The organism is Agromyces sp. NPDC058110 (genome assembly GCF_042884735.1).
GTDB lineage: Bacteria > Actinomycetota > Actinomycetes > Actinomycetales > Microbacteriaceae > Agromyces.
In genome coordinates, this window is the sequence record NZ_JBHVTI010000006.1 from 354,675 (window position 1) to 368,926 (window position 14,252).

12 protein-coding genes are annotated in these 14,252 nt (G+C 72.2%); 7 read left to right on the forward strand and 5 right to left on the reverse strand.

Going from position 1 to position 14,252, the window contains the following annotated elements:
• Positions 1-36: 36 nt before the first annotated feature.
• On the reverse strand, positions 37-2,631 hold the full coding sequence (locus tag ACFVS8_RS16710) for a beta-glucosidase (RefSeq protein WP_387064723.1): 2,595 nt from the start codon (positions 2,629-2,631) through the stop codon (positions 37-39).
• A gap of 219 nt (positions 2,632-2,850) precedes the next feature.
• Between ACFVS8_RS16710 and ACFVS8_RS16715 the strand changes: the two genes are divergently transcribed.
• On the forward strand, positions 2,851-3,510 hold the full coding sequence (locus ACFVS8_RS16715) for a TetR/AcrR family transcriptional regulator (protein ID WP_387064725.1): 660 nt from the start codon (positions 2,851-2,853) through the stop codon (positions 3,508-3,510).
• Between the two features lie 31 nt (positions 3,511-3,541).
• Here the strand turns inward: ACFVS8_RS16715 and ACFVS8_RS16720 are convergent, their stop codons facing one another.
• Complete coding sequence (locus ACFVS8_RS16720; protein ID WP_387064728.1) at positions 3,542-4,945, reverse strand: MFS transporter; 1,404 nt, start codon at positions 4,943-4,945, stop codon at positions 3,542-3,544.
• Positions 4,946-5,122: 177 nt separating this feature from the next.
• Here ACFVS8_RS16720 and ACFVS8_RS16725 point away from each other — a divergent pair, with 177 nt between their 5' ends.
• Positions 5,123-6,706 (forward strand): hypothetical protein, encoded by a 1,584-nt coding sequence (locus ACFVS8_RS16725; RefSeq protein WP_387064730.1) that lies wholly within the window; start codon positions 5,123-5,125, stop codon positions 6,704-6,706.
• 16 nt (positions 6,707-6,722) lie between these two features.
• Here the strand turns inward: ACFVS8_RS16725 and ACFVS8_RS16730 are convergent, their stop codons facing one another.
• Together ACFVS8_RS16730 and ACFVS8_RS16735 are read right to left on the reverse strand one after the other, a co-directional pair.
• Positions 6,723-7,280, reverse strand: a complete 558-nt coding sequence (locus tag ACFVS8_RS16730) for a hypothetical protein (RefSeq protein WP_387064733.1) — start codon at positions 7,278-7,280, stop codon at positions 6,723-6,725.
• Positions 7,281-7,383: 103 nt separating this feature from the next.
• Positions 7,384-8,262: a serine protein kinase RIO gene (locus ACFVS8_RS16735; protein ID WP_387064735.1), complete on the reverse strand. Its 879-nt coding sequence runs from the start codon at positions 8,260-8,262 to the stop codon at positions 7,384-7,386.
• Positions 8,263-8,525: 263 nt separating this feature from the next.
• Between ACFVS8_RS16735 and ACFVS8_RS16740 the strand changes: the two genes are divergently transcribed.
• Positions 8,526-10,109, forward strand: coding sequence for an MFS transporter (locus tag ACFVS8_RS16740; protein WP_387064737.1), 1,584 nt, complete (start codon positions 8,526-8,528; stop codon positions 10,107-10,109).
• A gap of 33 nt (positions 10,110-10,142) precedes the next feature.
• Here the strand turns inward: ACFVS8_RS16740 and ACFVS8_RS16745 are convergent, their stop codons facing one another.
• A complete protein-coding gene (locus tag ACFVS8_RS16745) occupies positions 10,143-10,901 on the reverse strand; it encodes a sulfite exporter TauE/SafE family protein (protein WP_387064739.1) in 759 nt (252 codons plus the stop codon).
• A gap of 232 nt (positions 10,902-11,133) precedes the next feature.
• Between ACFVS8_RS16745 and ACFVS8_RS16750 the strand changes: the two genes are divergently transcribed.
• From ACFVS8_RS16750 to ACFVS8_RS16765, 4 genes are read left to right on the forward strand one after another with little or no spacing between them, the layout of a single operon-like run.
• Positions 11,134-11,730 (forward strand): SipW-dependent-type signal peptide-containing protein, encoded by a 597-nt coding sequence (locus tag ACFVS8_RS16750; RefSeq protein WP_387064741.1) that lies wholly within the window; start codon positions 11,134-11,136, stop codon positions 11,728-11,730.
• Between the two features lie 6 nt (positions 11,731-11,736).
• Positions 11,737-12,369 (forward strand): SipW-dependent-type signal peptide-containing protein, encoded by a 633-nt coding sequence (locus ACFVS8_RS16755; protein WP_387064744.1) that lies wholly within the window; start codon positions 11,737-11,739, stop codon positions 12,367-12,369.
• Between the two features lie 10 nt (positions 12,370-12,379).
• The gene (locus ACFVS8_RS16760; RefSeq protein WP_387064747.1) at positions 12,380-13,699 is read left to right on the forward strand and encodes a signal peptidase I; all 1,320 of its coding nucleotides are present in this window, start codon (positions 12,380-12,382) and stop codon (positions 13,697-13,699) included.
• A complete protein-coding gene (locus ACFVS8_RS16765) occupies positions 13,696-14,247 on the forward strand; it encodes a hypothetical protein (RefSeq protein ID WP_387064750.1) in 552 nt (183 codons plus the stop codon). The genes ACFVS8_RS16760 and ACFVS8_RS16765 overlap by 4 nt, the downstream gene beginning before the upstream one ends.
• Positions 14,248-14,252: the final 5 nt, after the last annotated feature.

Genomic DNA, 14,252 nt, shown 5'->3' on the forward strand with positions numbered 1-14,252 from the left:
TTGCATTGTGTGTGGGTTGGTGCGTTGTGGTGCTGCTCAGCCTGAGACCGTGCGCACGACGTGCGCGGCCTCGAGGCGGAGATCTCGTGAGGACCGCCCGGTCAGCACACCGTACGTGCCTTCGGGGAGGGTCCAGCCTTCGGCATCCGTCGCCCAGGTCTCGAACGACCGGCGTGCGATGGGGATGTCGACGCTTGCGGTGCCGCCTGCGGCGACGTCGACGACCGCGAAGCCGGCGAGCCAGCGCAGGGGGCGGGCGTCGTCGGTCGGGCCGGTGCCCGAGGGGTCGGCGGGGGCCGACAGGTAGACCTGCACGACCTCGCGCCCGTCTCGGGGGCTGGTGTTCTCGATCGTCACGCGAGCGGTGACGAACGCATCGGCTGCGTCGGCGGTTCCGGATGCCGCGTCGACGAGGTCGAGCCCTCGGTAGGCCCATTCGGCGTACCCGAGTCCGAAGCCGAACTCGCGGGCGGGGGTGCGGTCGAGGCGGTCCCATCCGCGGTGGCCGACGTCGAGGCGCTCGGTGTAGTCGATGACGCCGTCGACCGGGAGGCCGTGGGGAACCGGCACGTCGGCCTCGGTCGCCGGGAGAGTCCACGGCAGGCGCCCGCTCGGCTCGATCGCGCCGGTGAGCACGGCGGCGAGCGAGTTGCCGGCCTCCTGCCCGGGCAGCCACCACCAGAGCACGGCCGCGACCTCGTCGAGCCAAGGCAGCAGCACGGGGGCGCCGGCGTTCACGACGACGACGGTCGCCGGGTTCGCGGCGGCCACGCGGCGCACGAGCTCGTTCTGGCGCCCGGGCAGCTGCAGGTCCGGGCGGTCCCAGCCCTCGGACTCGGTCTCCGAGTTGGTGCCGACGACGACGACCGCGAGGTCGGCGTTCGCGGCGGCCGCGACCGCCTGCTCGATCTCCTCCTCGACGCTCGGGCTGGGCTCGAGGTGACGGAAGTGCAGTCGCACGAAGCGGCCGTACGACTCGCCGTCGATGACCTGGGCGTCGACCTCGATGCGCACGTCGCGCGCCTCGTCGGCGTCGATCGCCGTCTCGACGTGCTCGGGGTTGGCGTAGCTGGAGTCGAGGATCACCTCGGCGCCGACGACGTGCTGCGACGCGCTGCGCTCGACGCCGTCGACGACCACGCGGTGCGCGCCGACCGGGCCGAGGTCGATGAGGTGGCGTCCGGTGCGGGCGAGGCGCAGGTCGGTCGTGATGCGCACGGATGCCACGTCGTCGTCGTCGATCGGGAACCAGAGGGCCTCCGCGTCGGGGAGCAGCTGCGACCCGATGGCCTCGCCGTGCTCGTCGAGGAGTTCGACGAGCACGCCGGGTTCGCCCGTGGGCGTGGTGAGCAGCTCGGCCGGGGCGAGGGGCGCGCGCAGGGTAGTGGCGCCGCCGCGCAGCATGTCGACGGCGGCGTCGGGGAACGCCGAGCGGAGCGCGTCGAGCGGCATGCTCACGTGCGGCGGGGTCACGAACGCGCTGCCGCCGCCCTGGGTGAAGGGCTGCACGGCGTTGTGGCCGATGAGGGCGATGCGGCCGCGCAGCGCGGGGTCGACGGGGAGGAGGCCGCCGTGGTTGCGGAGCACCACGGTCGAGCGCGCGGCCGCATCGGTCAGGAGGGCGACGACGTCGGCACCCGCGGGGTCGACCGTGGCGCCGGTGCCGTCGAAGGGCAGGGTCTCGCCGGCGATGCCGCTCAGCGCGCCGACGCGGTCGGCGAGTCGGATGATGCGGGCGACCTTGTCGTCGATCGCGGACTCGGGAACGAGCCCCGCCTCGACCGCCGCGAGCAGGCCGTCGGCCCAGGGACCGCCGGGGCCCGGCATCACGAGGTCGAGGCCGGCGATCGCGGGCTCGACGGCGGTCTTCGTCGCGAGCCAGTCGCTGATGACGACGCCGTCGAACTGCCATTCGCCCTTCAGGATGCCGGTGAGCAGGGGCTCGTGGGCGGTGGAGGTCGCGTCGACGCCGTCGCGCGTCAGGCCGTTGTAGGCGGCCATGATGGTCCAGACGCCGGCGTCGACGACCGCCTCGAAGGGGGCGAGGTAGACCTCGCGGAGGGTGCGCTCGTCGATGCGCGACAGGTAGGAGGTGCGGTCGGTCTCGGTCTCGTTGCCGATGAAGTGCTTGACGCAGGCGGCGATGCCGCCGGCCTGGATCGCGTCGATGAACGAGACGGCGAGGCGCGCGGTGAGCAGCGGGTCCTCGGAGAGGCATTCGAAGTGGCGGCCGCCGACCGGGCTGCGCTGGAGGTTCACGACCGGGGCGAGGATCACGTCGACGCCCTTGCGGCGGGCCTCCGCCGCCATCAGCGCGCCGAGACGCGCCTGCAGGTCGACGTCCCACGTGGCGGCCGTGGCCGAGGGGGCGGGCAGCTGGGCCGACGGGAGGCCGTCTTCGCCGGTGCCGCGCACGCCGATGGGGCCGTCGGAGACGGTCATGGTGCGCATGCCGATCTCGGGGATCGAGCGGAGGGTCCACGTGGCGGCGCCGGTGAGCAGCGCCACCTTCTCGTCGAGCGGCAGGGATGCGGCGAGCTGCGCCGGGTCGATCGCCGGTGCACCGGCGGTGGCGGCCGAGGTCGCCCCCTTCGGGTCGAGTGCACCGGGTGCGGTCGTCGTAGCGGTCACGCCTGAACTCCATCCATGCTCGTCGTTGAGTGACGTTGGACATCGTGACACACTTACTGACTAGTAAGTAAGTGAAGATGGTCACGGTTCGGTAACGCCGGACGGTGGCGTCGAACAGACCCGAGAATCGAGTGCTGCACTCGACATGCGGCGCGTCAGGCGGCATCCTGCACAGGAGCGGATGCCGTGAGCCGGCGCCGCACGAGGAAGGAAACACCCGTGGTGGAGACAACGCGAGCCGGGGCCCCGAAGCCCGCGGCCGAGCGCGTGCAGCGCCCTCAGGCGCGCACGACCGAGCGCCGCGAGGCGGTGCTGAAGGCCGCCATGAACGTGTTCGGCGCACGCGGCTACAACAAGGGCGCCCTCGTCGAGGTGGCCGAGCAGGCCGGCATGACGCATGCGGGCGTGCTGCACCACTTCGGGTCGAAGGAGGGCCTGCTCGTCGCGATGCTCAAGTACCGCGACGGCGAGGAGGTCGCCGGTATCCCCGAGCGCGCGCAGGTCGAGGGACCGGCGTTCCTGCAGCACCTCGTCGACACCGTCGAGGAGAACACGCACCGCCGCGGCGTCGTGCAGGCCTACTCGGTGCTCTCGGGCGAGTCGGTGACCGACGGGCATCCGGCCCACGACTACTTCCAGGGCCGCACCGAGGGGCTGCGCACCAAGATCGCCGGCGTGCTCGGCGAGGTCTCGGGCAACACCGACGAGCAGGAACTGCGAGACTCGGCGTCGTCGCTCATCGCGATCATGGACGGCCTGCAGGTGCAGTGGCTGCTCGACCCCGACGCGATCGACATGCCGCGTGTCGTGGGTCGCACGGTCGACGAGATCGTCGAGCGGCTGCGGGCCGAGGCGGCGCAGGCGGTGCAGGCCGAGTAGCCGGAGCGTCGCACACCCGCGCCGCCGCACCCTAGCGCCGCACGGGCGCCGCCTTCACCGGGATGAGCAGCGCAAGCCCGAGCGCGATCACGAGCACGATGCCGAGGATGCCGAAGTACGGCTCGCCGCCGATCGTGACGAACAGCGCGAACGCGGTCGGCGCGAGGAAGCTCACGGCGCGACCGGTCGTCGCGTAGAGGCCGAACACCTCGCCCTCGCGCCCGGCCGGGATCAGCCGCGCGAGGAACGTGCGGCTCGCCGACTGCGCGGGCCCGACGAAGAGGCAGAGTGCGAGGCCCGCGGTCCAGAACACGATCTGGCCGCCGTCGTGCAGCACGAAGATCAGCAGGCCGCTCACCACGAGCCCGATGAGCGCCGTCATGATGACGGGCTTCGCGCCCAGCCGGTCGTCGAGCGCGCCGACCGCGATGGTCGAGACGCCGGCCACGACGTTCGCGGCGATCGCGAAGATGATGACCTCGCCGGGCGAGAACCCGAACACCGAGGCCGCGAGCACGCCGCCGAACGTGAACACGCCCGCCAGGCCGTCGCGGAACACCGCGCTCGCCAGCAGGAACCAGACGGTGTTTCGCTGCTCCTTCCAGAGCCGCTTCACGTCGCGCCCGAGCCGGGCGTACGAGGCGAAGAACCCGACCTTGCCGCGGTCGACCGCGGCGGGGTTGCGGTACTCGGGCACCGCGAACAGCACCGGCAGCGCGAACAGTCCGAACCAGACCGCGGAGACCAGCATGGTCACGCGCACGTCGAGTCCGTCGTCGCCGGTCACGCCGAAGAGTCCGACTTCGGGCTGGATGAAGCCGAAGTACACGACGAGCAGCAGCACGATACCGCCCACGTAGCCCATGCCCCAGCCGAAGCCCGAGACCTTGCCGATCGATCGCGGCGTCGAGACCTGCACCAGCATGGCGTTGTAGTTCACGCCGGCGAACTCGAAGAACACGTTGCCTGCGGCCACGAGGAAGAGCCCGAGCAGGAGGTACTCGGGCGCGGGCAGCACGAAGAACATCGCGAGGGTGAGGGCGACGACGATGTAGGTGTTCACGGCGAGCCAGAGCTTGCGACGCCCGCTCGTGTCGGAGCGCTGGCCCGTGATCGGCGCGAGCACCGCGATGAGCAGGCCCGCGATCGCGAGCGCCCAGCCGAGCTGCGCCTCGACCGTTCCGCTCGGCCCGAACGACTCGCTCGTCAGGTAGACCGTGAAGACGAACGTGGTGACGACCGCGTTGAAGGCGGCCGAGCCCCAGTCCCAGAGCCCCCACGCGAGGATGCGGCCCTTGCGAGCCCCGGCGTCGGTCACCGCCTCGACCTGTTCGGTCGTCACGCCGATCGTCGCCGCCGCGCCGTCGGCGGGGGTCAGGTGCGCCGGCGGGAAGTTGCGGGGTGCGTCGGCGGGGGGCTCGGGGGGAAGCGTCATGACTCAAGCCTCGTTCGGTCGGGTGAACGGCCGGTGACGGATGCCGCGGCGCGGCGCCCCGTCGACCGGTGCCGCGCGCTCGGGGTGAGCGTTCGATCGTCGGTGATCTGCACGAACACTACTCCGAGGCCGACCGGAGGGGTGGTGCCGCCGCCGGGTCCCTGTAAGACTCGACTGATGCTCGACATCGACCGAGACCGTGGAGCGGGGCGGCGCCCGAGGGGCCGCCTCGGCATCGCCGCCGCCCTGGCGGCGCTGGGCCTGCTCGCAACGGCCTCGATCGGGCTCGTCTCAGTGGCGCCCGCCGCGGCCGACCCCGAGATGACGTACGAGGCGGTGCCCTCCGGTCGCTACCCGATCGACGTCGACGCCACGCCCGACGGCGCGAACGTCTTCGTGATCTCGCGCGGCGACGGCGGAGTCGCCGACCTGCGGGTCTACGACACGACCTCGTTCGCCCAGCTCGGTGCCGTGACCTTCGGACCCGGCACGGACTTCAACCCCACCTCGGTGCAGGTCTCGCCAGACGGCACCCAGGTGTGGGTCGCGTTCTACAACCCGGGGCAGATCCTCGTCTACCCGCTCGCGGACCTCGTGGCCGGCGGCACGCCCGCGCCCACGGTGATCACGGCCGGGGGAGGCTTCGTAGACCTCGAGGCCGACCCGTCGAGCACCTTCATCTACGCGGCGACCCTCAACAATCCGCAGTATCAGTACACGACCGCCGACCCCTCGGCTGCCCCTCGCACGCTCAACGTGCCCAACGGGTCGCGAGGGGTCTCGGTGCGCACCGACGGCACCCAGGCGTACTTCACCTCGTTCGCGGCCGCCCCCGCAGGCGGCGTCCAGGCGGTCGACGTGGCCGGCGACGGCTCGCTCTCGCTCGGCACCCTCACGCCCACGGGCGACTTCCCGTGGGACACGGCCTACGTCGAGGACGTCGACCGTGCGCTGAGCTCGAACTCGGGCACACCGACCTCGATCTCCGCCTTCACCCCTGGTTCGGCCGACCCGGTCGCGACCGACCCCGTCGCCTGCGGCCCTCGGCTGCTCGACGCGACGCCGAACGGCGATCGCGTCTACGTCGCGTGCCTCACGGGCGGCATCATCGCGATCGACTACGCGACCGGTCAGCCCGTCGGCGCGAGGGTCGACATCGGAGCCAACGTCGAGTCGGTCGACGCATTCAGCGCCAGTGGTACCGACGCCGACCGCGTCTACGCCACGAGCGGCGGCACCGACGAACTGCTGGTCTTCACGAAGCCGACCATCACGGGCGGGGGCGACCTCACGGTCGACGAGGGCACGGCGGCGACGTTCACGGCCGTCGCCGACGACTTCTGGCAGCAGATCCGCTGGCAGCAGAGCACCGACGGCGGCACGACCTGGACCGACGTGCCGGATGCCTCCGGCGAGTCGTTGACCGTCGACGGCACGGTCGCGAACTCGGGCCTGCTCGTGCGCCTCGTCGCGACGAGCGCCCTGTTCGACCCCGTGTACGGCGACCCGATGCTGCTCACGGTGACGCCGACACCGACGCCGACACCGACGCCGACCCCCACGCCCGCGCCGACCCCGACGCCGACGACGCCCGCGACCGGGCAGCCGTCGCCCGGGCCGTGCCCGCCCGGCTCGGAGACCTGCCTCGCCGAGAGCGGCGTCGATGCCGCCGCCGCGACGAGCATCGGGGCGGGCCTGCTGGGGGCCGCCGGGCTGATGCTCGCCGCATCCGCGATCATCTCGAGGCGCCGCGCCCGGTGACGCGTGGCGCCGGAGCTCAGGCGAGGTCGTCGACGAAGTCCGGTGCGCTCACGAAGGTGAGCCGGTCGGCTTCGACCACCACCACCGACGGCAGGCCGGTGCCGCCGTCGATCGGGCCCGTGTGGGCGCCGGCGACCGGATCGTCGGTCTGCACGTAGCCGGCGGCGGCGAGCTCGTCGGCCCAGTCCGTCGCCGCCACGCCCGACAGCTGCACGACCAGCATGCCGACGTCGCTCGACGGCTTGCCCCACCGGCAGAGCAGCGCTCCCGCTTCGACCAGGTCGTCGGCGAACGGGTAGAACGTCTCGGTCGTCTCGACCGGGGTGAGGCCGTCGGCGGCGATCTCGGCCGTCGCCTCGGGTGTGAGCACGGTCTCGCACGTCGCGGCGGCGGCCGCTTCGGGCGTCGTCTCGGGCGCGGGCTCGGCCTCGGCCGACGGCGAGGCGGCCGCGGGAGCGGTCGCCGAAGGGGCTGCCGTCGGATCCGCGGCCGGCGAGGCGGTGCATGCGGTGAGCAGCGAGCCGGCCAGGGCGAGCGTGGCGAGGAGCGCGAGTCGGTGCCGTCTGGGAGTCATGCGCGCGATCGTAGCGGCCCGCTCGGCCTCGCGCCTCGGGGTGCGCCCTGAGGCGGCATGCCCGGCGGTGCGGCCCCGCAGCGAGGCCGCACCGCGGCATCCGTCACCAGATCACCGCGACCAGCTCCCCGAAGAGCTGCTCGGGGTCGCACTCGAGACGCTGCCTCGTGAACCAGTCGCACACGTTCACGCAGTCCCGGTGCAGCAGGTCGAGCCCCTGCGGGTTCGAGACGAGGTCGACCACCTGCGGCAGGTCGATCGCGACCACGCGGCCGTGGTGCACGAGCAGGTTGTAGGGCGAGAGGTCGCCGTGGGCCAGGCCGTTCGACGCGAGCACGTGCATGAACTCGACGACCTGGTGGAACAGCTCGCGCAGTTCGTCGGGCGTCGCGCGCACCTGCGCGAGCCGTGGTGCCGCGACGCGACCGTCGCCGATGAACTCCATGAGCACCTCGGTCTCGCTCACCTGCACCGGGTACGGCACGGCCGCACCGAGCTCGGTGAGCCGGCAGAGGGCCTCGAACTCGGCGTTCGCCCACTGCACGCGCGCGACGGCGCGGCCGAACGAGGTGCCGCGCGCGACGGCTCGCACGTCTCGCGTGCGCCGCAGCCCGCGGCCCTCGGTGTAGATGGTCGAGCGGTGGAAGTCGGAGTGCTCGCTGGAGCGGTAGCGCTTGGCCGCGAGCACGACGCGGTTTCCCGGCACGTCGGCGGTGTCGGGGACCGCGCGTTCGATGAGGAACACGTCGCCCTCCTTGCCGGTCTTCACGACGCCGAGCTCGGTGTCGATCGCGGCAGCGGAGGTGACGAGCCAGTCGGGCCGCGGCATGGGGCCGCGCTCGCTGGGGGTGGTCGCCGGCCAGGTGGACCAGCGCTGGCCGTCGCCTGGTTCCGTGGTCTGGAAGGCGAGGGTGGTGGTGGATGCTGCGAGTGCCGCGTTCGAAGGTGCGGCGGTGTCGTCGAGAGACGAGAGGAAGGTCACGGTGTTCTCCGAATGAGAGGGAGGCCACCGGTGCGCCCGGCCGAGACGGCTACAGGCTGGAGGCCTCGCAAGGAAGGGGGTCTGCGATGCGCGCGACAATGACGGTGTTCATCGTTCTCACTCCCCTCCGGTTCACACGGATGCCGCGGAATGCGGCTCGCGAAACGATACGCGCTGCGGCGTCGGCTGTCCAGCATCCGACACGCGGAAGAACCTGAGCGATCCTCTTCCTCTCGGGTCGGCCGGTGTGGTTGCATGCGGATATGAGTGGGGGACCGGGTGCGACGGCGCCGTTCAACTTCCGCCTCGCACTGCTCCTCGCGATGGCGATGTTCGTGCTCGTCGTCGACACGTCGCTCATGAACGTGTCGATCTCCGCGGTCGTCCATGACCTCGACACCACGGTGAGCGGCGTGCAGGGCGCGATCGCCCTCGAGGCGCTCGTGTCGGCCGCGTTCATCCTCATCGGCGGCAAGACCGGCGACCTCATCGGCCGCAAGCTCGCGTACATCCTGGGGCTGCTCGCGTACGCCACGGGCGCGATCGCGATGGTCTTCGCGCGCGACCTCACGGCGATCATCGTGTTCTGGGCGGTCATCGGCGGCATCGGCGCCTCGCTGCTGCTGCCGGCGATGCAGTCGCTCATCCACGGCAACTTCGAGGGCGCGCACCAGAAGCGGGTGTACGCCCTGGTCGGGGCATCGGCGGCGATCGCGGCGGCCGTCGGGCCGCTGCTCGGCGGGTTCATCACCACCTTCCTCTCGTGGCGGGTCGGGTTCGCGCTCGAGGCCGTGATCATCGCCGTCGTGCTCATCGGCATCGGCCTCGTGAAGGACGTGCCGTACCACGGGGAGCGTTCGATCGACCTCGTGGGCGCACTGCTGTCGATCGTCGGCATGGGCGGCGTCGTGACCGGAATCCTCGTCTGGCAGGAGGGCGGCGGCTACGTCGGCCTCCTGATCGGCGTCGGCGTGCTCGCACTCGGGCTGCTCGTGTTCTGGCTGCGCAGCCGCAAGCGGCGCGGCAAGCCGACGCTGCTCGACCCGACGCTGTTCGATTCGAAGCCGTTCCGAACGGGGGCGAGCGGCCAGTTGCTGCAGCAGATCGCCCTCGGCGGCACCATGATCGTGCTGCCGATCTACCTGCAGATGGTCTTCGAGTACAACGCGCTCCAGGCCGGTCTCTCGATCGCCCCGTTGTCGCTCAGCATGTTCGTCGTGGCCCTGATGGCCGGGCGCGGGCTCACGCAGCGACCGGCGAACATCATCCTCTGGGGGTTCGTGCTGGTCGTGGTCGGCGTCGGCGTGATCGTGCCGATCGTGCCGATCGCCGACAGCGGCTGGTACCTCGCCGTGCCGCTCGTCATCGCGGGCTGCGGGCTCGGGCTGCTCGTCTCGCAGCTGAACAATTACACGCTCTCGCCGATCTCCGACGAGCGGGTCAGCGAGGCCGCTGGCGTGAACTCGGCCGCCGGTTCGTTCGGCCTGTCGTTCGGGCTCGCGTTCGCAGGTGCGATCATGCTTGCGACGCTCGCGTTCACGTTCATCGCGAGCGCCTCGGCGAGCACGGTGCTGAACGCCGAGCAGCAGGAGCAGGTCGCGACGGTGCTCGAGGAGGACGCCGAGATCATGACGAACACGGGCCTCGAGCAGCTCCTCGCCGACGAGACGCCCGAGGTGCAGGAGGAGGTGCTGCGCATCAACTCGGACTCCCGCTTCATCGCCCTGCAGGTCGCGCTGCTCGTGCCGATCCTCGCGGGCGTGCTCGGCATCCTGAACGGGTTTCGGATGCGGCGCCTGCCCGACCCCGCGCCGAACTCGTCGGCCGAGGGGTCGATGCTCGGCTGACCGCGTCGTGCGGGCGGGGCCGCACCTCGGCCACTACGTGAGCAGGAAGTACGCGAGCGCCGCGAGGCCGACCACCACGATGACGACCCGGTAGGCCGTCTGCGGGATGCGGCGACCGTAGCGTCCGCCGAGCGAACCCCCGATGAACGAGCCGATCGCGATCGCGGCCGCGGCCGGCCAGGCGACCTCGGTGGCGGCGACGAACACGAAGGCCGCGGCGAGGTTCGCGACGGCGGCCATGGCGTTCTTGTAGGCGTTGGCCCGCGAGAGCGCGCCCGTCATGGTGATCGACAGCAGCGCGAGCAGCAGCACGCCCTGCGCCGCGCCGAAGTACCCGCCGTAGATCGCGGTGAGGCCCGCGACGGCCGCGGTCGCCGCCGGGTGGTCGCGGTGGCCCGCCTCGCCGTGCAGCCGGGTGGTCCAACGCTTGATCCACGGCCCGAGCACTACGAGAAGCAGCGCGAGCACGATGAGCGCCGGCACGATCGCATCGAACGCCTCGCTGGGCAGGCGGAGCAGGAGCAGCGCGCCGGTCACGCCGCCCACGGCGGAGAAGCAGAGCAGGAACCCGAGGCGGCGCCACTCGCCGACGAACTCGTGGCGGTTGGCGAACGTGGCAGCGAGCGAGGCCGGAAGCACGCCGACGTTGTTCGTGACGTTGGCGAGCACCGGCGGGTAGCCGAACACGATGAGCAGCGGGAAGGTCACGAGCGATCCCGATCCGACGACCGCGTTGATCGATCCGGCGACGACGCCGCCGGCCATGAGGGCCAGGAACTCGAGCGGGTTCATCGGAGGCTCGGTTCGGAAGGCGGCATCCTTCGATTCAATCAGCTGGATGCCGCGTCCGCGGTCGCGTGCGACATCCGCCGACGCGATCGTCGGCGGCTTCGTCTCGAGGGCAGGCCCTGCCGGAGCCCTCCCCGTGGCGCGGACGCATGTCAAGACCCTCGCCGGTCGAGGAATCCTCGGCTAGGCTCGCGCGTACGGCCGACGGGGGGTCGGCCATTTGGGGGAATGGCACATGTCGCAAGATTCTTCGAACGCGCCGTCGACTCGTCGGCGCAAGATCCTGGCGATCCTCGCCGGTGGGCTCGTGCTCGGCGTCGGCACGGCGCTCACGCTGGCCGCGTGGAACGACTCCGAGTTCGCGACCGGCACCTTCACGGCCGGCTCGTTCAACCTCGAGGGCAGTACCGACGGCACGACCTTCGAGGAGCACGAGACCGCGGGCGCCGCCGCGCCGCTCACCTTCTCGCTCGGGTTCGACGCCCTCGCGCCAGGAGACGTGGTCACGGCGCCCTTCGCCGTGCAGCTCGACGCCGACACCGACTACGACGCCGTCGTGTCGCTGCTGACGCCGACCGTCACGGGGGTCGCCGGCGGCCTGCAGTACCGGGTGGTACAGACCGCCGCCTTCGGGTGCGACGCGATCTCGACACCGCCGGACACCGTGCTGCTGACGCCGCGTGCGCTCGACGCACCGACGAGCGATCCGACGTTCGCGCTCACGGGGGCCGAGAACCCGGCCTACTTCTGCTTCGAGGTCACCGCGCTCGACACGCTGGCGCAGAACCAGTCGGCGACGGCGACGTGGGAGTTCGCGGCGGAGTCGCAGTAGGCCGACGTGCCGAAGCGACCTCGTGCGGATCGCACGACCATCCGACGACGCGTGCTCGCCGTGCTGGCGGGCGGGCTGGTGCTCGGCGCCGGCGCGAGCATGACGCTCGCGGCCTGGACCGACCAGGAGTTCGCGTCGGGCACGATCACGGCCAGCGTGTTCGACCTCCAGTCGATGGCGCAGGGCGACGCCGACTTCGCCAGCCGCACCGCCGCCGCGCCGGCCGCGCTCGTGTTCTCGTTGCCCGCTGTCTCGGCCGGGTCGAAGTCCTACGCATGGGTGCGGCTGCGCACCTCGCCGGCCTCGACCGTCGGAGGTTCGGTCACGTTGCAGGCGGCGACCGCGACCGCGGGCGGTCTCACGCCGGTGCTGACCTACCGGGCGGTCGTCGCGACCGGGGCCCCGGTCTGCGATGCCACGTCGTTCGGTGGGGCGCCGGCGTTCATCGCGGGCGGAGCGGCCGCGACGATCCCCGTCGCCACGGTGCCGGCCCCGGCCGTGCCCTTCACGGTCGGGGCCGCCGGCGCAGCCCCCGCCCAGGTCTGCGTGGAGGTGTCCGTCGCAGCCGACGCGGGGAACACCTATCAGGGCACGAGCTCGACGTTGACCTTCACGTTCACCGGCCAGTCGACGAGCTGAGCGAGGTGCCATGAGCCGCGTGCGATCGGTCGCGACGTCCGTCGGGGACGTCGTGCTCTGGATCGCTGCCGTACTGGGAGCGATCTGCGCGGTGCTCGTCGTGTGCTCGTTCGCGTTCGGCATCTCGGTGATCATGTTCAAGACGGGGTCGATGTCGCCCGCGATCCCGGCGGGCTCCGCGGCGATCGTGCGCGAGATCCCGGCCTCCGAGGTGCACGTCGGCGACGTGGTCACGGTCGACCGGCCCGGCGAGCTGCCGATCACGCACCGAGTGGTGCAGATCTCCGGGGCGGATGCCGGCGCGACGCGCGAACTCGTGCTGCGCGGCGACGCCAACGAGGCCGTCGACCCCGCACCGTACGCGGTCGACCGGGTGCGGCTCGTGCTGTTCGCGGTGCCCGGACTCGCCTACGTGCTCGCGTGGCTGGCGCAGCCGGTCGTGCTGCTGGTGGGCGTCGCGTTCGTCGCCCTGCTCGTGGGGTGGGCCTTCTGGCCGAAGGCCGAGCGGCGGCGCGGCGGGCGCGACGGAGGTGCCGACGATGATGGCGGCCACGGCGGCGGCGCGGGCGGTGCCGGGAGTGGCGAGGGCACTGGCGACGGGATCGGCACGGGCGGGGCCGTCGTCGTCGGGAGCGGAGGCAGCCAAGCGGCCGCGAAGCGACCGGCGCCCACCGGATCGGCGTTCGCGGTGCTGCTGCTCGGCCTGGCCATGACCGCCTTCGGCGGGGCGTCGCCGGCCGGTGCGGCGCCGCGCGAGGTGCAGCTGGGCGACGGCGTCATCCGGCTGACGGTCATCTCGGACCCGGAACGCATGGCGGGCATGGCTCCCGGATCCACTGCGCGGTGGATCGTCGGCGTCCGGGCGCTCACCGACGAGCCGGGGTCGGTGCACGTCGCACTCGACGCCGACACCGCGACATCCGACGGGTTCGCGTTCGACGTGCGCGTGTGCTCGACCCGCTTCGACGAGCTGTCGTGCTCCGGCACCGGCGCGGTCGTGCTGCCCGAGACGAGGCCGGCGCCGGTCGGTCGGCTGCTCGAGCGGCGAATGGCGGCCCGCGACCAGCTCTGGGTGGCCGTCTCGGTGACGCTCGCCACGGATGCCCCGCCCGGCGCGACCGCCGACGTGCGCCTCTCGGCCGAAGGATTCGGCGAGGAGGTCTCGACGGGCGGCTCAGGCGGTGGTTCGACCCCGCCGACGGGTTCGCCCCTCGGGCTCGCCGGAAGCGGATGGGAGGGGCTGCCCCTCGTCGGCAGCGCCGTGATCGCCGTCGCGCTCGGCCTGGTGCTCTGGTCGGGCGGCGCCAGGCGCAGGAGGGCCGCCCGGTGACCGGGAGGTCCGGGCCCCGCCCGTTGCGCCGGTGGCGTGCGTTGCTCGCCCTCGTGGGCGGCCTGTCTCTGCTCCTGCTCGTGCCCGCGCCGACGGCTGCGACCTGGGCCGATCCGGAGTTCGACCGTGGCACCGTTCAGGCGGGGGTCGTGAACCCGCCGACCGGGCTCACGTGCGCGGTGAACAACGCGTTCAGCTGGCGGCTGAGCTGGACCCCGCCCGCAACAGGTCTGCCGGCGGTGCAGTACCGGATCTCGGTCGTGGCGGTCGTGGCCGCGAATGACGGCAACCGACCTCGCCTGGCGTCCACCCTGCTGCCCCCCGGTGAGACGAGCGTGATCCTCTACTCGGACCCGGCCCGCAACCCGGCGAGCGCGTTGACCGTGACCTACCAGGTCGCGGGAGGCGCGCAGGGTGCGTTCGGGCGGGGCAGCTTCCAGGTCGTCGCCGTCGATGCGGGCGGGTGGACCTCGACGCCGACCGCCCGGACGCTGCGCACCGACCGGACGAACGTGAACGACCCGCGCTGGACCCCCCTTTGCCCGTGAGTGCG

Coding starts and splice junctions, on each gene's coding strand:
- ACFVS8_RS16720 (WP_387064728.1), bottom strand. CDS start 4,945: ATGACGCTTCCCCCCGAGCCCCCCGCCGACGCACCCCGCAACTTCCCG.
- ACFVS8_RS16725 (WP_387064730.1), top strand. CDS start 5,123: ATGCTCGACATCGACCGAGACCGTGGAGCGGGGCGGCGCCCGAGGGGC.
- ACFVS8_RS16730 (WP_387064733.1), bottom strand. CDS start 7,280: ATGACTCCCAGACGGCACCGACTCGCGCTCCTCGCCACGCTCGCCCTG.
- ACFVS8_RS16740 (WP_387064737.1), top strand. CDS start 8,526: ATGAGTGGGGGACCGGGTGCGACGGCGCCGTTCAACTTCCGCCTCGCA.
- ACFVS8_RS16745 (WP_387064739.1), bottom strand. CDS start 10,901: ATGAACCCGCTCGAGTTCCTGGCCCTCATGGCCGGCGGCGTCGTCGCC.
- ACFVS8_RS16750 (WP_387064741.1), top strand. CDS start 11,134: ATGTCGCAAGATTCTTCGAACGCGCCGTCGACTCGTCGGCGCAAGATC.
- ACFVS8_RS16760 (WP_387064747.1), top strand. CDS start 12,380: ATGAGCCGCGTGCGATCGGTCGCGACGTCCGTCGGGGACGTCGTGCTC.